Genomic DNA, 21,411 nt, shown 5'->3' on the forward strand with positions numbered 1-21,411 from the left:
CACCCTTTCAACTTGTATTTGAAACAAGAGTATGATACAAACTGACATAAAAAAAGATACAATAGTAAACAAATATACATGTCAGAAGGAGTGCAAATGAAAAATACCATTTTTACCTTCAAAGATAATTCTCCTAAATACAAACAAATCTACGAGAAATTTAAATCATTTATAGAGCAAGGCGACATAAAGGCGGATGAGCCATTGCCCTCCATTCGTCAACTTGCAGATTCCTTACATGTCAGCCGTAATACAACATTAATGGCGTATGAACAGCTTGTTGCTGAAGGGTATATTCGTGGAGAAGGCCGAAAAGGTTATTTTGTAAATGAGTTAGAGCCCGTTTTATTTCAAGAGGCTCGCAGCTCTACTACTCACAAGCATACAGAGCCAGTACCACCTGTTCGCATTGATTTTCGCGCAGACGTCGTCGATCAAGCGCATTTCCCTTTAAAAACGTGGAGGAGGATATCGAATCAAGTATTAACGGAAAAGGACAGCTTTCGGTACGGGGAGCCTTTTGGTGAATGGAGCCTACGTGAGCAAATTGCAGCCTATTTACTCCAGTCTCGTGGGGTGAGAACTGAACCAGATGCCATCATTATCGGAAGTAGTACCCAACAAATGCTTGTCTATCTCGGTCTTGTCCTGAAAAATGATTTTTCTAGCATCATTGTAGAGGACCCTGGTTATGATGGTGCCAGGAAAGCTTTTCAATTAAATCGTTTTACACTGGAAACGTTACCCGTTTATGAGACAGGTGCTGATTTTTCACACTTGGAACATATGAAATCACGATTGATATATGTGGCACCGTCCCATCACAGTCCATATGGGGTAAGTATGCCCATTCAACAAAGGCATGCACTCATCCATTGGGCCAAAAATAGGCAAGGATATATTATCGAAGACGATTATGATAGTGAATATCGCTATACCCAACAACCATTTCCGGCTCTCGCTTCCATCGATTCAACGAGAGTGATTTATCTTGGAAATTTCTCGAAGTGCTTTCTGCCAGGTATTCGTTTGAGTTATATGGTGTTGCCACAGCCGCTTATCAACTGTTATAAAAATCAATTCGCCCATTTCGAGAGCACGACTTCACTCCTTAGCCAATTCGCCATGGCGAAATTTATGGAGGAAGGAGAATGGAATCGCCATATTAAACGAATGCGTCTGGTTTATAAACGAAAAATGCAGCACTTCGCTAGTGAATTACGGAAGCATTTCAACCAACATATTTCTATCATTGGCGAGCAGTCTGGATTGTACGTATTAGTCAAAGTACACGTGGAGCGTTCAGAAGAATGGCTCATTCAACAAGCGGCCATTCAGGGAGTTAAAGTCTATCCTACCTCACTCTTCTTCATTAAAAACAAAACCGATCAACCAATGATGAAACTTGGTTTCAGTAATTTAACAAGTGATGAAATCCAGCTTGGTGTGAAGCTCTTAAAAAAGGCGTGGTTTTAAAATTCATTAACATAAGTATATGTTTATATGCTTATAACCAACAGGAATACAGTATACTAGAAAAAGAGAAAGGATGGATTTACCACAAAGAGGGATAGGACTTACATAAGGGGGGACTGGAATGGATTGGGCTATGATATTGGAGTATGGATGGGTGCTACTTGTCCTGATTGGCCTAGAAGGGATCTTGGCGGCAGACAATGCTTTGGTGATCGCAATTATGGTGAAGCATCTGCCAGAGAAAGAGAGAAAGAAAGCTCTATTTTATGGGCTTGCCGGAGCCTTCCTGTTTCGTTTCGGTTCGCTGTTTATCATTTCTTACCTCGTGGACGTATGGCAAGTCCAGGCAATCGGGGCAGCTTACCTCCTGTTTATAGCCATCCACCATATCGTGAAGAAATTTATATTGCGCAAAGATCACAATAAGGAGACTGGCACCGAGAAGCAAGGCTCTGGATTATGGATGACGGTACTGAAAGTGGAATTAGCGGACCTTGCCTTTGCTGTTGACGCTATCCTTGCTGCTGTTGCTTTTGCGGTGACACTCCCGGAGACGTCATTACCAAAAGTAGGTGGATTGGATGGCGGGCAGTTTGGTGTCATTCTAGCAGGTGGGATCATCGGTTTAGTCATTATGCGATTTGCCGCTTCTTACTTTGTCGGATTGCTGCAACGCAAGCCCGGAATAGAGACAGCCGCATTTTTGATCGTCGGCTGGGTTGGAGTCAAGTTGGCCGTATACACACTGTCGCACCCTGAGCTAGGATATTTGGCAGCTGATTTTCCAAAGTCAGTCGCGTGGAAGGCAACGTTCTGGACCGTTCTTCTCTTGATCGCTGTACTGGGTTGGTTCTTATCTAAAGAGAAGGAATCTTCCTCCAATCATCCTGTGGCTTAATATCAGACAAGATATAAAGAGGCTTCGCCCAAATCGGCGAAGCCTTTCCATCTATTATCTGCCCGCTTCCATTCTCTCCAAAGCACCATGCACAATTTTCCCTTTAAACATGACAGCAGCCCGACGAGATTTTCTCGCAATCGCTTCCGCAGAGCAGGAGCTTTCTGCAAACACGATGCTTGCCTCGTCGCCAACCTTTGGCCATGCGCGGTTGCCATCTTTATCGAGCGTTGTTTTTCCTCCGGTGATGAAGTACAAGGATTGCACCAATGATTTCTCATCGACCCAACGGTAGCGCTCGACCAGACGGTTTAGCTTATCCAGCATATCGCCTGTGCCATATGGCGACCACGAATCGTAGAAACCATCGTAACCAAGCGCGACATGTACGCCTTTGGCATGAAGCATCGGAACAGGTGGCATCGCCCGATTAATCGGAACGGTCGTCATGATCATCGTTCCCAGCTGGGACAATCGATCTGCCATGTCCGAGCTTTCCTCCATCGACACATCTCCGAGCGCAAAGGCATGACTGATGGCCATACGGTTCTGCCAGCCAGCTTCCTCGGTCAGATCGAGTAGTCTTTTGATCGTATAGAAGCCGAGTGTCCCCGGATCATGCAGGTGAATATCAACATCCGCATCTGCTTCCACCGCAATGTCCATCATTTCACGCAAGGAGCCCTCCAATTCATTATCAATCCCAGCCGGGTCCAAGCCCCCAACAAGTGTAGCGCCTTCCTTCATCGCTTGTCTCATCAAGGAGCTTGCTTGTGTGCGCAGGAGCCCCTGCTGCGGGAAAGCAACGATTTCATACGTCAGGCGATCGCTGTACTCTTCCAGGGCTGCACGCACACCCTCCAGGTTTTTCAGGCCGATGTAAGGATCGATGTTGACGTGTGTGCGTACATGTGTGGCACCGCCTTTGATATGCAACTGGAGCATCGCTTGTGCGCGCTCTTTGGTCGTCCCAGTTATCAGCGGCATTTCTTTTGCTTCGAACTCTAAGCGATCGATCAGTTTTTTCGGAGGAAGGCAAGACTTCCAGGTTGCGCCCGCATACGTTTTATCCAGATGATTATGCTTTTCAACAAAAGAGGGGAGGGCCAATAAACCTTTTGCATCTTCTTGCGGTAAAGTGGTGTCGAGTGGTTCGTTCGCGGAAACGATCTCTGCGATTTTGCCGTCTTCGATTTTCAAATGACAGATTTCTGAGATTGTGTGAAAGACGCCGTCTTCCCCTGTTTCAAATCCTTTATCGAGAAGTACGTTGGTTAACCAAAAAGCTTGCATCACTAGAAATCAGCCCTTTCTCTATCTTGCAAGTAGTGGATGAGAGTCCAATCTAGGTGTCTCTGTTAATTGTAGTGAATATTTCGAACAAAGTTGTTCATCTTTTTTACTAGTTTTTGCATGATCTTTACGTATTGCTTGGAATCTTGCCTGTTTTCGAAAAGGAGTAAAGATTGTGCAAATACACGTAAAGGTTTTGAAACAAATTTTACAGAATATTTCCTATAATGACAAAGGATACAATGGAGTGGAGAGGCCGGAACGAGAAAAAGAGTAGGGAGGATCATCATGAAAAAGAAAATAACCGCAAAATATGTCATCGGTTTTGACGGCGAAGATCATGTGATTATCAAAGATGGGGAAGTCGTTTACGAGAATGACACCATTGTGTATGTGGGGCACCATTTTGATGGCGAGGTAGATGAAGTGATCGATGCTGGCAATGCAGTAGTCAGCCCAGGCTTCATTGACCTGAATGCGTTGGGTGACATCGATCACGACATCGTACATCTGGAGCAAGCTTCTGCGAGAAACAAAAATATGCTCTGGTCGGAAGACTACTACCGCAAAGGCTACCATGAGGTAATGACCCCTGAGGAAGAGGCGTTCAAATCGCTTTTCGCCTACAGCCAACTGATTCTAAATGGGGTAACGACAGCCATGCCGATTACATCCGTTTTCTACAAGCGCTGGGCGGAAACGTATGAGGAGCTGGCAGCAGCAGCCGATCATGCAGGACGCTTGGGATTGCGTATGTACATGGGGCCGAGCTATCAGTCCGGTATGCGTGTCGTGAAGGCAAACGGAGAAATCGAGGTACTGTGGAACGAAGCAGAAGGACAAGCAGGTCTGGAGCGGGCTGTACAATTTGTCAAAGATTTTGATGGGGCTCACAACGGACTCATCCGTGGAATGCTGGCACCAGAGCGAATCGAGTCACAGTCTGTAGAGAACCTGATCAACACAAAGCGCTACAGCGAGGAGCTCGGTTGTCCCATCCGTCTGCATGCCGCACAAGGTCTCTATGAATATACGGAAATCCATCGTCGTCACAACAAATCACCGATTCAGTTCCTGAATGAGATTGGCTTTCTCGGAAAGAAAACGGCAATTCCGCACGCACATTTCATTCCAGGCTTTAGTAAAGCAAAATTCGGAGAGGGAGACGATTTGGCGATCCTCCAAGAGACAGGTACGACCGTGATTCACTGCCCGCTCGTAGTCGGTCGCCACGGTGAGGCACTCGAATCGTTTGCCCGGTACAAACGCCGGGGCGTCAACATCGCGATTGGAACCGATACGTTCCCGCCTGATTTCATCCAAAACATTCGCACAGCCAGCATGCTGTCCCGTTTGGTGGAAGGCGATGTCGCGGATTCCAGCTACGCGGATATTTACCGCGCAGCAACATTGGGCGGCGCACGTTTCCTTGGCAGAGATGATCTGGGACGATTGGCGCCGGGAGCAAAAGCAGATATCATTGCCATCGATCTGGACGGTTTCCACATGGGTGCGGTTGATGATCCAATCCGTACAATCATTACGTGTGGCTCAGGTCGTGATGTGAAGCTCTCAATCATCGCTGGACGCACCGTAATGAAAGACCGCCTCCTGCCAGGAGTGGATCTGGAAGAGATCAAAGCAAAGGGACAGCGTTATTTTGACAAGATGCGTTTGGGCTACGTAGAGCGCGACTATCAACAACTGGGCGAAAAAGAGCTGTTCAAGCCTTCTTTCCCAATCGTGAGCAAACCATAGACTGAACAAAAAGAAGAAGCACAATCTGCTAGAAACGGCGGATTGTGCTTTTTTACTTACCGGATGAACCCGCCTTCGGAATGCATAATCTGTCCAGTGATCCATTCCGCTTCGTCACTTGCTAGAAAAGCGACAAGACGTGCTGCATCCTCGGGCTGTCCGATCCGTCCCAAAGGAAATCGCTGCAAAATGTTTTGTCTGATATCTTCGGTTATCCAGCCTGAATCGGTGGGCCCAGGATTTACAGCGTTGACCGTAATCCCTCGTGCAGCCACTTCGGCTGCCAGTGTCGTCGTAAGAGCATCTACGGCTCCTTTTGTTGCGGCATACGCGATCTCGCCGACCATCGGGCCTTTGGACTGACCAGATGTCATGTTGATGATTCGGCCTCCGCGTTGTTGAGAGAAGCGACGTGCAAATTCCACACTGAGCATGGTGGTTGCCCGCACATTGATGGCATAATGTGCGTCCAAACTGGCTGTATCCAGTACCTCGTAGCCGTCATTTGTCGAGTAGCAAGCGTTGTTGACGAGGATGCTTGGTTCGCCCAGTTGCGCTGTAGCTGCGTCGAGCACCTCCTTGTACGCATCAGGCTGTGACAGGTCGATCTCGATCCCGGCACATCTGACTCCGTAGCGTCTGATCTCTTCCTGCAAGATTGCGGGTTCATCCTTTTGCATCCCATACGCCATTGATTGGTCATAGGCGGTCCAATACGTATGGAAAATATCGGCGCCGTGTGAGGCCAGCATTTGACAGATAGCAGCCCCAATTCCTTGAAGGCGGCTGGCACCTGTTACAATGGCAATCTTTCCGTGCAAGCGAAGGTGTGTGGTCATACATATTCCTCCTCATTTCTGTCCCTATACATTCTTTTCGGGATATCTATTCCTTTCATCCTGCATACGAAGTAAAAAATCAATCACGAAAATTTTACGAAGTTTTCGCTAAATAACCATAAATTGTAGGGGGAGGAGAAACTTACGCTGGAAATCATGCAAAATTGTTGCTATTTTGTATATATAGGAAGTTGTTCAAATCGTGGATTTAATACTAAGGGAGATGTAGAAGATGGAGTGTCAGTTAACAATTACCCGGACAGAACAGAAAAAAGAGAAACCAGCATCTGACAAGCTGGGGTTCGGTGTTCATTTTACCGATCATATGTTCACCATGGATTATACAGAAGGTAAAGGATGGCATGATCCACAAATCGTTCCTTACTCTCCGCTGACATTGGACCCGGCAGCAATGGTGTTCCATTACGGGCAAGCTGTATTTGAGGGCTTGAAAGCTTATCGCAATCAAGAGGGCAAGGTTCGCTTGTTCCGTCCTGATCAAAATTTCAAGCGTATGAACCGTTCATTGGAGCGTATGAGCATGCCGTTGATCGACGAGGAATTCATGGTCGAGGCATTGAAACAGCTGGTGGCAGTAGATAAAGAATGGATTCCAACAGAAAGCGGACAGTCTCTCTACATTCGTCCCTTCGTAATCGCGACAGAGCCATGCTTTGGTGTTCGCGCTTCGTATACGTATAAATTGGTGATTGTACTCTCCCCAGTTGGAGCGTACTATGCAGGTGGCATGAAGCCCGTAAAAATTTACGTAGAAAACAACTATGTGCGTGCGGTAAGAGGCGGAACAGGAAACGCTAAAGTGGCAGGTAACTACGCAGGCAGTCTGAAAGCACAAGTGGAAGCAAAAGAAAAAGGCTATGAGCAAGTGCTGTGGCTCGATGGCGTTGAGAATAAATATATTGAAGAAGTAGGCAGCATGAACGTGTTCTTCAAGGTAAAAGGGGAAGTGTGGACCCCAGCATTGAACGGCAGTATCCTGGAGGGTATCACGAGAGATTCGACCATCCAATTGCTCAAGGACTGGGGAATTCCAGTCGTAGAGAAGCGGATTTCCATGGAAGACCTGTATACCGCTTACGTCAACGGTGAGCTGGAGGAAGCATTCGGTACCGGAACAGCGGCTGTTATTTCCCCAGTAGGTGATCTGAACTGGAACGGACATCAGATGATCATTAACGGTGAAAAAACAGGGGAATTGACCACGAGACTGTACGACGAGATGACAGGAATCCAGTACGGTGATCGTGAAGACAAGTTTGGCTGGTCGGTAGAAGTAACAGAATAATCACGCCAGTGAAATAAGAGGCATAGCCTTCTCTTTTTCGAAAGAGGGCTATGCCTTTTTTGATTCGGTATTTCTCGACGCCATCGGGTCAACCTGTCGAGCTGGCTACAAGCCGGTGAAGGAACACTCAATTTCGCGCAGGTACTGGTAAGTCGCAGTATTTCACCTATTGACAGAAGATGTGTAAAATATTACCTTTTGTGGTAATACCACAAAAATTTGTTGTAGGACCAAGGGCCAGCAGCGCAGGGAGGCGACAATGACATTGGAGAAAAAAGGGGGAAAGAAAGAACGGTCGTCGGATCAAATTGAGATGAAGTTAATCAAGGCCATTTTGACCCGAGAGTATCCTACAGGAAGTACGCTGCGGCCGGAACGGGAGTTGGCAGAGTACTACGGGGTAGGTCGGCCAACCGTTAGAGAAGCACTGCAACGTTTGGAAAGGGATGGCTGGATCACTGTGCGGAAAGGACATCCGGCAATTGTCAACGATTATTGGCATCAAGGCAATGTAATGACCCTTGTCCATATCATTCAAAACCACGAAGATGTTACGGATGAGTTTATTTCGTACTTGCTGGAACTGCGGATATCGTTGGCGCCTGCTTACATTCGTAACGCGGTTGCTACTCATCAGCCGAAGGTAGTCGCATTGCTTGCCAATCTCGATCAACTGAAACCTGATGCTGATGGTTATGCAGCGTTTGACTGGGAGCTCCAGAAAAATCTGACGAGGCTTTCCCCAAATCCTATCTATTTACTGATTGTAAACAGTTTTGATTCCTTTTACCTAAAAATGGCGAGGCGGTATTTTTCTGTCCCGGAACACCGCGAGGCATCTTGGCATTATTACCATGAATTGTTGAATGTCGCTTTACAGGGAGATTACATCGAAGCAGAGCGTGTAGCCAGAAAGGCAATGGAAAACAGTTTGGAGCTGTGGAGAAACCGAACCAAGTTGGAACAAGATAAGTGAAGGAGCACAAGAGGAGGGCGGTTCTGTTGAAGGCAAAGTTTCTAAAGGAATTCTTTACGTTTCCGGATATCCTCATCATGAGCATTCTATTTCTGATTAGCTTGTCTTTCACTCTTTCTGGCTGGTACCTATTGGAAACATGGGTGGCACTCGTGGCGGGGATGATTGGATATGCGGCGAGCGAATACTTGATTCATCGATTTCTCTTTCACCTCAAACCGCCTCGAAATCCATTTTTTCTCCATTTGTTAAAACGCTTACATTACGATCATCACGCCGATCCGAACAACTTGCACCTGTTGTTCTTGCCCGTGTGGTACAGCTTTCCGCTCATTGCAGGAACCGGAGCCGTTTGTTATCTGTTTACTTCTGACGTGATTGTGACCAATGCCTTTGTTACAGGCGTGATAGGATTTTTGCTATTTTATGAATGGACGCATTATATCGCCCATCGTCCGGTTCAACCCATATCTCCATGGGGGCGCTGGATGAAAAAGCTCCATCTATGGCATCATTTCAAAAATGAACATTACTGGTACGGTGTTACCAGCCCTGTCTTTGACATCATGCTGGGAACTTACAAAAACGAACAGGATGTTGAGAAAAGTTTAACTGTGAGGGATCTGGAAAGACGGTGGGACAAAGATGTTGAACTGTAAATGGCATATTTCGAAATTTTTTGCACGGCCATCCCTTTTTTGAGGGATGTTTTTTTCTTTCTAGTTTTAGAAGCTATCGATAAACGCCAAAGCTAGTGAGAAGAAAAAGCACAGGGCTCGCAGACCTTGAAAACGCCTACCCAGTCGGAACTTAAAAAAGGGGACAAACGCTTGTCGAACACTTCTTCCTCGAGAAACTTCCGCCCGTACGGTGGCTTTGGCTCGACGGTCCCCTTTTTAAGTGGAGACGTCCAGTGAATCCCCCCTGCTGGCGTGTCAGAGTCGAAGAGAACTGTGCTTTTTCTTCTCCTCCACTATGTAGGCACTAGGCACCTTCAATAGAGTTATTTTGAACATTCAAAAACCACATGGTAAAGAAAATGAAAAGAAAGGTAAAGATAATGAAAAGATTAATAGTGAGAAAATTAGTAATATTTAGTCATGTCATATTCTTTTCATTCTATCATCCAGAATAAGGGGGCATTCACAGTGAAGAAGAAGCACATGCTAGGATCTATTCTTGCCCTGTCTGTCTTGCTTTCCACAGTCTTGGCAGGCTGTGGTGGCAGTCAGACATCCAGTGGGACGAATTCCGCGTCCAACTCCAATCAAGCTTCGACTAGCCCCGCGTCTTCATCGGCCGCAGCGGGTGGAGGCGGTACCTTGATTATTGCGCGCTTGTCCGATGCGAATAATTTGGACCCGCATTTCAGTACCCAGATTAATTCCATGGCAGTGACGCAGCACAAGCTCTATGAAGGTCTGGTCATGATGGATCGGAATAGTGAGTACAAACCTCTTTTGGCAAAGGAATGGAAACAAAAAGACGATGTCACCTGGGAGTTCACACTGCGTGACGGTGTTACCTTCCATGACGGTGAACCCTTCAATGCTGAGGCTGTGAAGAAGACAATCGACCGTATCTTGGACAAAGACAATCCGACTCCCAAAGCAAACATGTTTGGTATGATTAAAGAAGTGAAGGTCGTAGATCCACTGAAGGTAGATATTATTTTACATTATCCGTTCGCAGGACTCCTGTCTGTACTGGCGAGTGCCGAGGGTGGCATCATCAGTCCGAAGGCGATTAAGGAATTTGGCAAAGAGTTGTCAAAGAAACCAGTAGGTACGGGGCCGTTTATCTTTGAATCGTGGACGCCTGGACAAGAAATCGTCATGGTGAAAAATGAAAAGTATTGGGGCACCCAACCGAAGCTGGAAAAAGTTGTTTTCAAAACTATTCCTGAGGATGCGACACGCGTAGCCATGGTGGAAACGGGCGAAGCCCATGTCGCAGAACAGCTTCCGGTCACTGAACTGGAGAGGGTACAGAACTCGCAGAGCATGTCTTTGGGACGGTTCGAATCATTCGCAGTTGACCACATCGGGATGAACGTCAAACAGAAGCCTTTTGACGATGTTCGTGTCCGTCAGGCCATCGCCCATGCGATCGATAAGGAAGCGATTATTAAAGGGGTATATAACAATGTCGGTAAAGTAGCCATCTCGTCGTTAGGACCAAAAGTCATCGGCTACAGCCCGAATATTAAAACGCCGGAATACGATTTGAACAAAGCGAAGCAATTACTCACCGAAGCAGGCTACGCCAACGGATTCAAGGCAACCATCTATCTTAATGACAACAAGGCACGGATCAATGTGGCCGAAGTGCTGCAATCCCAACTGAAGGGAATCGGCATCGACTTGCAGATTCAAGTGATGGAGTTCGGGGCATATCTGGAGTTGGCGGCAAAAGGTGAAGCACAAATGTTCATTAGTGGCTGGGGTAATGCGACCGGGGATGCAGATTACAACCAGTACAACCTCTTCCATAGCACGTCAGCAGGTGTGCCAGGCAACCATTCCTTCTATAATAATCCGAAAGTGGATGCGCTGATTGAAGCAGGTCGTAAGGAAAAAGATCCAGAGAAGCGCAAGGAAATTTACGCAGAGGCCCAGCAAATCGAGATGGAGGAGGTGCCGTTGCTGCCATTCCGCAGCAGTGAAAACCTCGCAGCCATCGCAAAAAATGTACAGGGTGTGTACATCAGTCCATCCGGGTACATTGACGTGAGCCAAGTGACGATTCAATAGCAGGCGCATGAGACCTTCTCTAACAAATGGAGAGGGTCTTTTTTTAGTAGATAAGAATTTATAAAAACTCATATCCCTTTGGGTACGAAGGCTTCACCAAAAATCTTGGCGAAGCCAGTATTGTGGCTGCGGTGGGGAGAAGAATATTTCCAGTTTAGGCTCCAGGCTTCGTCCTGCTGGGCGCTAAGACTGTCCGTTCCGAAGGGATTCGCGGGGAAACGCAAAAGTGGTAGCCGCTTCGTAGCGCAAGCACGTTGCGTTTCTTTTGCCCGCTCATCCCTTCTCCGCTTGGTAGGACTTCACAAGTCGCTACGTCTGGAAATATTCTTCTCTGGCGTAACTGATGTCTTTCTTCAAAAAGCTCGTTAAACACAAAATGCTCGTAGAGGAAACAGGAGAAAGAAGCGAAGATCTTTGGTACACCGACCGAGACGGAATGCAGTCGTACAGTGAATCCCTAGCGGGTGGGACAAGAAGCTGAGCGTTTTCTCCTGTTTCCTCCACACCACTACAGCAACATATACTCCAAGTCTATTTTTACTGCATTATTCGCACAAAAGTAGAAATACTGAAAAAAAAAAGAGTAAAGAAAGTGAAAATACAAGTAAAGAGAGTGAAAATACAATGCCAGAATAGTGGGTAAAATGAAATATGTGCGAATGGTCAAAATATTCAAGTACATCTGGCGCAAAAAACGGTCAGGACCGTTTTTTTGACCGCAAGCGGTCACACAACATTTATGAAAAACGTCGAGACGCTTTTCACAAAAGAGGGGGATCACTACATGAAAAAGACGCGCTTTTTCCAGACGCTGCTTGCCATGACCGTTGCGGTTTCTACAGCGTTGGCAGGCTGCTCACAAGCACCTGAAGCAGGAGGGAGTACCAATTCTTCAGGGCAAACCAATGCTTCATCACCAGCTGGTAAAGAAGGCGGGACACTCGTCGTTGCCCGTTTGTCTGATGCGAACAACCTTGACCCACATTTTCTAACGCAAATCAACTCCGCTGCCATCATTCATCATAAGGTATACGAGGGTCTTGTTCGGATGGACAAAGAAAGCAAATATGTAGGCTCACTCGCTACCGAATGGAAGCAGCTCGATGACGTGACATGGGAATTCAAGCTTCGCTCCGGTGTGACGTTCCACGATGGCACGCCATTCAATGCGGAAGCTGTGAAAAAGACGATTGCTCGTGTCCAGGACCCGGCAGTAGGCTCTAACCGCGCCAATTTGTTTGAAGCCATCAAAGAAGTAAAGGTCGTGGATGATACAACAGTTCAATTCATCCTGCACTATCCATACGCACCACTCTTGTCCGTGCTCGCCAGTGCAGAGGGTGGAATTTTGTCACCAAAAGCGATCGAACAGTATGGAAAAGACTTGACCAAGCATCCCACGGGAACAGGGCCTTACAAATTCGAATCATGGACACCAGGTCAAGAAGTCGTCCTGGTGAAAAACGATAACTATTGGGGCGAAAAACCGAAGCTGGACAAAGTCGTCTTCAAGACCGTTCCAGAGGATACGACCAGACTCGCGATGGTCGAGACAGGAGAAGCGCATGTGGCTGAGCAATTGCCAGTGACAGAAGTCGATCGGGTGAAAAATTCTCCGAGTATGACACTTGGTCGTTATCCTGCTTTCGCTAGCGATCATATCGGGATTAACAACTCGAAGAAGCCATTCGATGATGTGCGTGTTCGTCAAGCGATTGCACATGCGATCGATAAGAAAACTATCATTCAAGGGGTTTACAACGATGTCGGGACGGTTGCTCATTCTTCTATCACCCCGTCCATGGTTGGTTACAGCCCGAATGTAAAAGACTTGCCTTACGATCTGGAAAAATCCAAAAAGCTGTTGGCGGAAGCTGGATACGCAAACGGCTTCAAAGCAACCATCTACTTAAATGATAACAAGGCACGAGTTAGCTTGGCAGAGGTGCTGCAGCAACAACTGAAACAAATCAATATCGATTTGGAAGTGAAAGTGCTAGAGTTCGGTGCTTATATTGAAGCAGCCAACAAAGGCGAAACAGAATTGTTCCTCAGCGGTTGGGGCAATGCCACAGGCGATGCAGACTACAACCAATACAATCTGTTCCACACGAAGTCGCAAGGGGCAGCCGGCAATCATGCTTTCTACAGCAATCCGGAAGTGGACAAGCTGATCGATGAGGGCCGCAAAGAGAAAGACGAAGAAAAACGGAAACAAATCTACGAAAAAGCACAGCAAATCGAAATGGACGAAGCGGCAATGGTACCGTACCGCTTCTCAGAAAACCTCGCAGCGATTCAAAAAGGCGTAGAGGGAGTTTGGATCAGCCCGGCAGGACACATTGAGATCGACGATGTAACGTTGCCATAACTTTTAGCAAAAAAATGCTTCATGATCAGCATAGCTTCGCCCATTGGGAACGAGCTATGCTGATTGATTATACAAAGAAGAATAAAATGGGGGCGAGTCTATGAAAAAACAGAAGATGCTAGGTTCAATGCTGGCAGGTATCCTGAGCGTTGGCCTCGTGCTTACAGGCTGTTCAACAGGTACAGAGCAAGGTGCGGCAGGGACTCCGACTGCGAAGGAAGCACCGGCAACTGATCAGACGCTGGTGATTGCACGGCAGTCAGACGCAAACAATCTAGACCCGCACTTTATTTCAGCGATCAATGCAGCGAGTGTGGTCCATCACAAAGTGTACGAAGGCCTCATCCAGCGAGATGATAACATGGCGTTCAAACCGATGCTCGCCACGGAATGGAAGCAGTTGGACGATGTCACCTGGGAGTTCAAGCTGCGTCAGGGAGTCAACTTCCACGATGGTACGCCGTTTAACGCCGAAGCGGTGAAAGCAACATTCGCACGCGTCCTCGATGAAAAGGTCGCCTCTCCACGTGCGTCTCAGTTCAAGATGGTATCGGAAGTCAAGGTAGTGGATGATTACACCGTTCATTTCAAGCTAGCCTACCCGTATTCCCCATTACTATCGATCCTCGCCAATCACGAGGGCAGCATCATTAGTCCAAAAGCAATTGAGCAATACGGCAAGGAGCTGAGCAAGCATCCCGTTGGTACAGGGCCGTTCGTATTCGAATCGTGGACACCTGGTCAAGAGATCGTGCTCGTGAAAAATGAAAACTACTGGGGAGAAAAGGTAAAATTCAAGAAGGCCGTCTTCAAAGTCGTACCAGAGGACACGACACGCGTAGCCATGGTAGAGACGGGAGAAGCGCATATTGCTGAACCATTGCCGGTGACAGAAATTGACCGCGTCAGTAATTCCCCTCATATGAGCTTGTACCGCACAGAGGGCTTAGGGACAGATTTCATCGGGTTCAATACGAAGAAAAAACCGTTTGACGACGCTCGTGTTCGCCAGGCGATCAACTATGCGATTGAGACCGATGCGATCATCAAAGGTGTGTACAACGATGTCGGAACAAAAGCGAATTCTGCAATGAGTCAGAAGGTTCTTGGATACGATGAGGCGTTAAAAGGATACGAGTTTGATCCGAACAAGGCGAAGGCTCTGTTAAAAGAAGCAGGCTATCCGGAAGGCTTTAAGACAACCTTGTGGACAGGCGATCGCAAGGAACGGATTAATGCTGCGGAAGTGATCCAGTCCCAGTTAAAGGGGATTGGCATTGAAGTAGAGGTAAAAGTGCTAGAGTATGGAGCCTATTTAGATGCAGAAGACAACGGTGAAACAGAGCTGTTCATCAGCGGCTGGGGCAATGCCACTGGAGACGCTGACTACAACCAGTACAATCTGTTCCACTCCAGCTCGTTGGGCAAAGGCGGAAACACAACGTTCTACGTGAATAAAGAAGTGGACAAGCTGATCGAAGAGGGGCGCCGCGAGCAGGATACGGAAAAGCGCAAGCAAATCTATGCAAAGGCGTTGGAGATTGAAAAGCAAGAAGCACCAATCGTCCCAATCCGCAATCTTGAGCATGTCGCCGCAGTCGCCAAAAACATCAAAGGCTTCTGGATCAGCCCTTCTGGGTACATGATGATCAATGGCATTACGATTGAATAACGCAAACATTTAGAGAGAAAAGGATGGAGACGGAGCATGAAAGAAAGCTTGTGGATCAAAAATGCGAGTCTGGAATGTGGTTATACAGAGGCGAATGGCATCGTGACGGGAACAAAGACGGAGTGTTTTCATGTCTTGCTCACGGACGGTCGCGTGGAGAAAATCGTACCTGCTACTTCTGATATATCCGATGGGGTATCTGCGTGGGATGCACAAGGCCTATTGATGCTTCCTTCTTTCCGGGAAATGCACATTCATCTGGACAAAACATTTTATGGAGGCCCGTGGCAAGCCGTTCTTCCTGCTCCCAATCGTTTTTTTCGAATCGAACAAGAGCAGGAACTGCTGCCCCGCCAGCTTCCTGTAGCTCGTGAGCGTGCAGAAAAGCTGCTGGAGTTAGTGCAATCACACGGTGCTACTCACGTGCGAACCCACTGCAACATTGACCCGGTCATTGGGATGAAAAACCTGGAAGCCACATTGGAGGCACTGGCAACTTATCGTGAAAAACTTTCCTGGGAAATTGTCGCGTTTCCCCAACATGGCTTGCTGCGAAGTGATTCTGTTTCCCTCGTTCGTGAGGCGATGAAGCATGGAGCTGGCCTCGTCGGTGGTGTCGATCCCGCCACGTTTGACGATGATATTGAGAAATCACTTGATACAATGATGGACATAGCAGTGGAAGCAAATGCGGATGTTGACTTGCACTTGCACGAGCCTGGACATTTGGGTGTTTATATTATGAAAAAACTGGCTGCTATGACGAAGGATGCGGGGTGGCAAGGTCGAGTCACTGTCAGTCATGCTTACGGGCTAGGAGAGGTTCCGACTGCTGTGGCAGAAGAGGTCGCGGAGCTTTTTGCCGAGCAGCAAATCGCTATCATGTCAGCTGTCCCCATTGATATGCCGACCATCCCGATTCCGTTGCTTCATGCCAAGGGCGTCCATGTTGGTTTGGGCAATGACAACATCACCGATCATTGGGACCCATTTGGAACTGGAGATATGCTGCAAAAAGCAAACCGTCTGGCTGAACGGTTCCGATGGATCGATGAGCGATCTCTATCACGTGCACTGGGATTCGTTACAGGTGGCTTGACTCCACTGGACCAAGCTGGGAATCAGGTTTGGCCGAAAGTCGGAGACGAGGCCAATGCGGTTTTCGTCCGTGCCAAATGCTCCGCCGAGGCTGTGGCCAGACTATCTCCGAAGGAAGCAGTGGTTTTCTCGGGCAAGATGGTTTGGCAGAAACAATCATAAAGATAGCAAGATGTGATCCGATCTTCCAAGGCTTCTTGGGGAGGTCGGATTTTTCATTTGTTAATAAAAGTAGCCGTAGTGAAGGAAGAAGCGCATTTCCAGTCTACGCTTCGGCCTCCGCCCCGCAAAGGGGATTGACTGCTCGCTTCGGAATAAATGGCGGGAGCGCTTCAAACGTAGAAGTTTCAAGGAAGGGTTTCATAAGTGAAGCTTAAAACCCCCGCCATTTATTCCGAAGCTGGGTTGGGCTCCAGAGGCGCTTGGACTGGAAATGCACTTCTTCTGGCGTAGCTTTTGTAACATCTTGAAAGGCAGGCAATACAAGATGATAAAAGATTACTTAACTAACTATAAATGATTTTAAAACAAATCCATTCATTAGAATGCAGACAATCATCAAGAACCCTCAATCATTTTCTTATGGCCTTTCATACACAGATCGGGAAAATCAGCAAAAGCTACGTCCAAGAAGCGGGTTTCCAGTCAAAGCGCCTCTGGAGCCCGACCAAGCGGAGGGATGAATGATGGGAGCGTTTTTAGCTTCAACGTGCGAATACATCATCGAGGCTACCACTTTTGAAGCGGCTCCCGTCATTCATTCCGGAGCGGACAGTCTTCACCCCCAGCGGGGCGTAGGCCGAAGCGAAGACTGGAAACACGCTTCTCCACCGAAGCTACGATATCAAGTGTATTTTCAAGCTTTTTAATCTGCACGAAATTAAATAAAAGTAAAAATATTATAAATTGATGTAAAGATGCTGAAAGGTTCGGTTGAAAATCTACCGTATAATGCAAATAAGAAATACATTCAGAATTTTCGACGGTATTCTACAGGGGGTAGACACAAATGAAGAAAACGCGCATGGTCGGTTCCTTGTTGGCTCTGACATTGACGGTTAGTGTTGCGCTGACTGGATGTGGTGGTGCGAGCTCGGAGCAATCCGGTTCGACGAATACAACTGCTACAGAAGCTCCGAAAGAAGGAGGAACCCTGATTGTAGCCCGCAAGGCAGACGCCAACAATTTGGACCCGCATTTCATCTCTAATATTCCTTCGGCAAACTATGTGTATGGAAAAGTGTATGAGAGCTTGGTTTCTCGCGATAAAAACGGCGAGTACAAGCCTACACTCGCTACTGAATGGAAACAGCTTGACGACCTGACATGGGAGTTTAAGCTCCGCGAGGGCGTTACGTTCCATGATGGTACACCCTTTACAGCAGACGCTGTGAAAAAGACATTCGAACGTGTACTCGATCCAAAGGTTGCATCACCGCGTGCATCTAACTTCTCTATGATCAAAGAAATCAAGATCGTGGATGACAAGACTGTACATTTCGTGCTGGAGTATCCTTTTGCACCGCTGCTCTCCATCTTGGCTAGCTCAGAAGGAAGCATTATCAGCCCGAAAGCAATCGCCGAGCATTCCGATACATTGGCGAAGCAGCCTGTGGGAACCGGACCTTTCAAATTTACAGCGTGGGCACCAGGTCAAGATATGAAACTTTCGAAAAATGATACCTACTGGGGTGAAAAACCAAAGGTAGATGAAGTAGTATATAAGGTTGTTCCAGAAGATACGACACGCGTAGCGATGATCGAAGCAGGCGAAGCGCACATCGGCGATCAGCTTCCTGTGACAGAAGTAGAGCGCGCACAGGCATCTCCTGGCATGAACATGGTACGTGCAGAAGGCTTGGGTGTGGATTATATCGGCTTTAACGTGCAGAAGAAGCCATTTGATGATGTACGCGTACGTCAAGCTGTCGCACATGCTATCGAAAAACAAGCCATTGTGCAAGGGGTATACAACAATGTGGGAACACAAGCTGTTTCCTCGATGTCGCCAAAAGTAATCGGCTATAACCCGAATCTCCAGGATTACTCATATGACGTCAATGCAGCAAAAGCACTGCTTGCAGAGGCAGGTTACCCGAACGGCTTCAAGACGTCTATCGTGACAGACGACCGTAAAGAGCGCATGAACGTAGCAGAAGTCATCCAGTCACAGTTGAAAGGCATCGGCATTGATTTGGAGATCAAAGTAATGGAATACGGTGCGTATCTGGAGCACACAGACAATGGTGAGCATGCGATGTTCATCGGGGGCTGGGGTAATGCAACAGGGGATGGCGACTACAACCAGTACAACGTCTTCCACAGCACTTCGAAAGGCAGCGCAGGTAACATGGCGTTCTACAACAATCCAGAGGTAGACAAGCTGATTGAAGAAGGGCGTCGCGAAAAAGATGCGCAAAAACGCAATGAAATTTACGCAAAGCTGCAAGAAATCGAGTTGAAGGAAGTACCGATTCTTCCAATCCGCACGATTGACCATGTGGCAGTTACATCCAAGAATGTAAATGGCTTCTGGCTGAGCCCTGTTGGCTACTTGATGCTGGATGAAGTATCGATCAACTAATGGTGAAAGAAGGGATGGCGTTTGTCGCTGTCCCTTCTTTCGTCACGTCAATAGAGAGGAATTTACGCTCTGGACCGGGAATCTAACTTGGGGAAAGAAATGTGCAAGAGACAAGTCATGGGGTGGAAAACATGCCGGAAGAGCAGCTAGACATTTTTGACGAAGCAGGACAGCACATCGGGGTAGAAGCGCGTAGCGAAGTACACCGCTTGGGGCTGTGGCACCAAACCTTTCACTGCTGGATTTATCGCGTAGTAGATGACCAGATCGAATTGTTGTTCCAAAAAAGACATCCACAAAAGGATACTTGTCCGAACTTGCTCGACATTACCTCTGCCGGTCATCTTCTCGCTTCGGAACAGCCATGTGACGGCGTGCGGGAGTTGGAGGAGGAGCTAGGCTTGTCTGTGAGCTTTGAGGAATTGGATAGGATAGGCGTCATTCGTGATGTAATGGTTGCCCCCTCTATCATGGATAAGGAAATGTGCCATACATTTTTGTACGAATGCGATCAACCCTTACGCGAGTACCGAGTACAGGAAGAAGAAGTCACGGGGTTGTTTTGGGTCAGTCTGCATGAGCTAGAGCGATTGTTTGCGGGCGAGATCGGGCAGATGAGGGTGAATGGATTTTTGCTAACGGAAAATGGCGAGCAAAAAGATACAGCGATGATCACGGACAAAGCTGACTTTGTTCCACATGAGGTGCATTATTACCAGCAGGTGTTTGCAGCAGTGAAGCTACGCGCAGCCAATCAATAACCCTGATCGGAAAAACAATTCCTCGCTTGTCATCGACAAGACGAGGTTTTTCGTTGGTTGGAAAGATTGGCGAAAACATGTTCCCTAATGTGGTATACTAGACAATGCTTTTTCGCTGCTCGCGATCATGCGTAGTTAGAGAGAGGAGATCGAGATGAGACTACAGATTATGATTGCCCTTATGCTCTCGACATTCCTTGCTGCGATGGAAGGAACGATTGTGAGTACAGCCGTACCACGTATTACAAGTGATTTGGCAGGCTTTGAACAGGTGAGCTGGGTATACGCCATCTACATGCTTGCTACTGCCGTATCTGCTCCCATTTACGGCAAGCTGGCTGATTTATTTGGCCGGAAGAACGTTTTATTAATCGGGATCGGCATCTTTTTGTTAGGTTCCACGCTCTGTGGAGTGGCGACGTCGATGTGGCAGCTCATTGTATTCCGTGCCATTCAAGGCTTGGGGGCAGGTTCCGTCATGCCGATTACGATGACCATTATCGGAGATTTGTACACCGAGCAGACTGCCCGAGCGAAAGCGCAGGGCTGGATTAGCGCTGTATGGGGACTTTCCGGTGTGGCAGGTCCGCTGGTCGGAGGATTTTTGGTCGATACACTGACGTGGCGTTATATCTTTTTTCTTAATTTGCCTTTTGGCCTCGTATCGTTTTTTATGCTCGTCTTTTTGTACAAGGAAAAGCTTGCCGTCAAAGAAAAGCGCCATATCGATTATCCGGGAGCGCTTATTTTTTCGATCGGGACCATCGCCTTGTTGTATGCCTTGCTAACAGGTAGTCAGAATCAATCCTGGGCCAGTCCAGTGACGATTTCCTTGATCGTATTTGCTTTGGTGACCTATCTGGTGTTTGTATCGGTGGAAAAGAAATCACCTGAGCCACTAATTCCGCTTTCGCTTTTTACCAATCGAAACGTGGCCATGACCAATCTGCTGACACTCTTGACCAATGGAATTGTAATCAGCATGGTGGTGTACTTGCCGATCTGGAGCCAGGGAGTCTTGGGAGAAAGTGCGACAATGGCTGGCTTTGTCCTGACGCCGATGCCAGTTTGCTGGACGATCGGCTCTATCCTTGCCGGGAACATGTTAGGCAAGCTGCGAGCTGAACAATTGTTTATCGCAGGAACAGCCGTTCTGACGGTAGCGACAACATTGTTGAGCTTCTTGTCCGCTCATTCAGCGGGATATCTCATTTATGTGGCTGTAGGCTTAATTGGTTTGGGAATGGGACTCATTTCTCCGATCATCATGGTAAAAATTCAATCATCCGTTGCAGTCGACAAGAGGGGGACAGCGGTTGCCCTCAATACGTTCACGGGTACATTTAGCCAAACCTTCGGGGCAGCCGTATTCGGAATGCTGTTCAACATGGTGACTGTAGCAAGTGGTCATGCGAATTTAGGAGCTTCCTTTGAACACGGATCGGTTCCAGTGGCACAGTTGGCACAGATCCGAGACTTATTGGCTAGCGGTGTTCATGTGGTCTTCACAGGCACTTTAGTGCTTGCGATAGGCAGCTTTGTTCTGGCGCTTGTGATCGCAAAAGGAAGCCGAGTCAAACAGACACACTAATTCGAAGACGTCCGCCGAGTGCGGGCGTTTTTTCA

The 21,411-nt window shown here is 47.6% G+C and carries 15 protein-coding genes; 13 read left to right on the plus strand and 2 right to left on the minus strand.

Annotated features, from left to right (window positions below):
* Positions 1-96 precede the first annotated feature (96 nt).
* Both pdxR and ASG16_RS15850 read left to right on the plus strand, forming a co-directional pair.
* Positions 97-1,476 carry a MocR-like pyridoxine biosynthesis transcription factor PdxR gene (gene pdxR / locus ASG16_RS15845; protein WP_056496303.1) on the plus strand — a complete coding sequence of 460 codons (1,380 nt, stop codon included), beginning with the start codon at positions 97-99 and terminating at the stop codon, positions 1,474-1,476.
* A 121-nt stretch (positions 1,477-1,597) separates the two neighbouring features.
* Complete coding sequence (locus tag ASG16_RS15850; RefSeq protein WP_056496300.1) at positions 1,598-2,374, plus strand: MeeY/MeeF family manganese export membrane protein; 777 nt, start codon at positions 1,598-1,600, stop codon at positions 2,372-2,374.
* 54 nt (positions 2,375-2,428) lie between these two features.
* On the opposite strand, the gene ASG16_RS15855 is transcribed toward ASG16_RS15850, so the two are convergent.
* Entirely contained in the window at positions 2,429-3,670 is a 1,242-nt protein-coding gene (locus ASG16_RS15855; RefSeq protein ID WP_056496298.1) for an amidohydrolase family protein, read from the minus strand.
* Between the two features lie 285 nt (positions 3,671-3,955).
* Here ASG16_RS15855 and ASG16_RS15860 point away from each other — a divergent pair, with 285 nt between their 5' ends.
* Positions 3,956-5,425, plus strand: coding sequence for an amidohydrolase family protein (locus ASG16_RS15860; protein WP_048031895.1), 1,470 nt, complete (start codon positions 3,956-3,958; stop codon positions 5,423-5,425).
* 56 nt (positions 5,426-5,481) lie between these two features.
* Here ASG16_RS15860 and ASG16_RS15865 read toward each other — a convergent pair whose 3' ends face one another.
* Entirely contained in the window at positions 5,482-6,264 is a 783-nt protein-coding gene (locus ASG16_RS15865; protein ID WP_056496294.1) for an SDR family oxidoreductase, read from the minus strand.
* Between the two features lie 232 nt (positions 6,265-6,496).
* On the opposite strand from ASG16_RS15865, the gene ASG16_RS15870 reads away from it, so the two are divergent.
* The 10 genes from ASG16_RS15870 (at position 6,497) to ASG16_RS15925 (ending at position 21,376) form a co-directional block, all read left to right on the plus strand.
* On the plus strand, positions 6,497-7,570 hold the full coding sequence (locus ASG16_RS15870; protein WP_056496291.1) for a branched-chain amino acid aminotransferase: 1,074 nt from the start codon (positions 6,497-6,499) through the stop codon (positions 7,568-7,570).
* A 259-nt stretch (positions 7,571-7,829) separates the two neighbouring features.
* Positions 7,830-8,546, plus strand: a complete 717-nt coding sequence (locus ASG16_RS15875; protein WP_056496288.1) for a GntR family transcriptional regulator — start codon at positions 7,830-7,832, stop codon at positions 8,544-8,546.
* 26 nt (positions 8,547-8,572) lie between these two features.
* Positions 8,573-9,205, plus strand: coding sequence for a sterol desaturase family protein (locus ASG16_RS15880; protein ID WP_056496286.1), 633 nt, complete (start codon positions 8,573-8,575; stop codon positions 9,203-9,205).
* Positions 9,206-9,694: 489 nt separating this feature from the next.
* Positions 9,695-11,299 (plus strand): glutathione ABC transporter substrate-binding protein, encoded by a 1,605-nt coding sequence (locus tag ASG16_RS15885; RefSeq protein WP_056496284.1) that lies wholly within the window; start codon positions 9,695-9,697, stop codon positions 11,297-11,299.
* Between the two features lie 784 nt (positions 11,300-12,083).
* Positions 12,084-13,670 (plus strand): glutathione ABC transporter substrate-binding protein, encoded by a 1,587-nt coding sequence (locus ASG16_RS15890; RefSeq protein WP_056496282.1) that lies wholly within the window; start codon positions 12,084-12,086, stop codon positions 13,668-13,670.
* A 100-nt stretch (positions 13,671-13,770) separates the two neighbouring features.
* The gene (locus ASG16_RS15895) at positions 13,771-15,342 is read left to right on the plus strand and encodes a glutathione ABC transporter substrate-binding protein (RefSeq protein ID WP_056496279.1); all 1,572 of its coding nucleotides are present in this window, start codon (positions 13,771-13,773) and stop codon (positions 15,340-15,342) included.
* 36 nt (positions 15,343-15,378) lie between these two features.
* Positions 15,379-16,602, plus strand: a complete 1,224-nt coding sequence (locus ASG16_RS15900) for an amidohydrolase family protein (protein ID WP_056496276.1) — start codon at positions 15,379-15,381, stop codon at positions 16,600-16,602.
* Positions 16,603-17,449: 847 nt separating this feature from the next.
* Positions 17,450-19,024: a glutathione ABC transporter substrate-binding protein gene (locus ASG16_RS15915; RefSeq protein ID WP_056496269.1), complete on the plus strand. Its 1,575-nt coding sequence runs from the start codon at positions 17,450-17,452 to the stop codon at positions 19,022-19,024.
* A gap of 131 nt (positions 19,025-19,155) precedes the next feature.
* On the plus strand, positions 19,156-19,785 hold the full coding sequence (locus ASG16_RS15920) for an NUDIX hydrolase (protein WP_056497369.1): 630 nt from the start codon (positions 19,156-19,158) through the stop codon (positions 19,783-19,785).
* A gap of 154 nt (positions 19,786-19,939) precedes the next feature.
* Entirely contained in the window at positions 19,940-21,376 is a 1,437-nt protein-coding gene (locus ASG16_RS15925) for an MDR family MFS transporter (RefSeq protein WP_056496266.1), read from the plus strand.
* Positions 21,377-21,411: the final 35 nt, after the last annotated feature.

Source organism: Brevibacillus sp. Leaf182, assembly GCF_001423865.2.
Taxonomy (GTDB): Bacteria; Bacillota; Bacilli; order Brevibacillales; family Brevibacillaceae; genus Brevibacillus; species Brevibacillus brevis_C.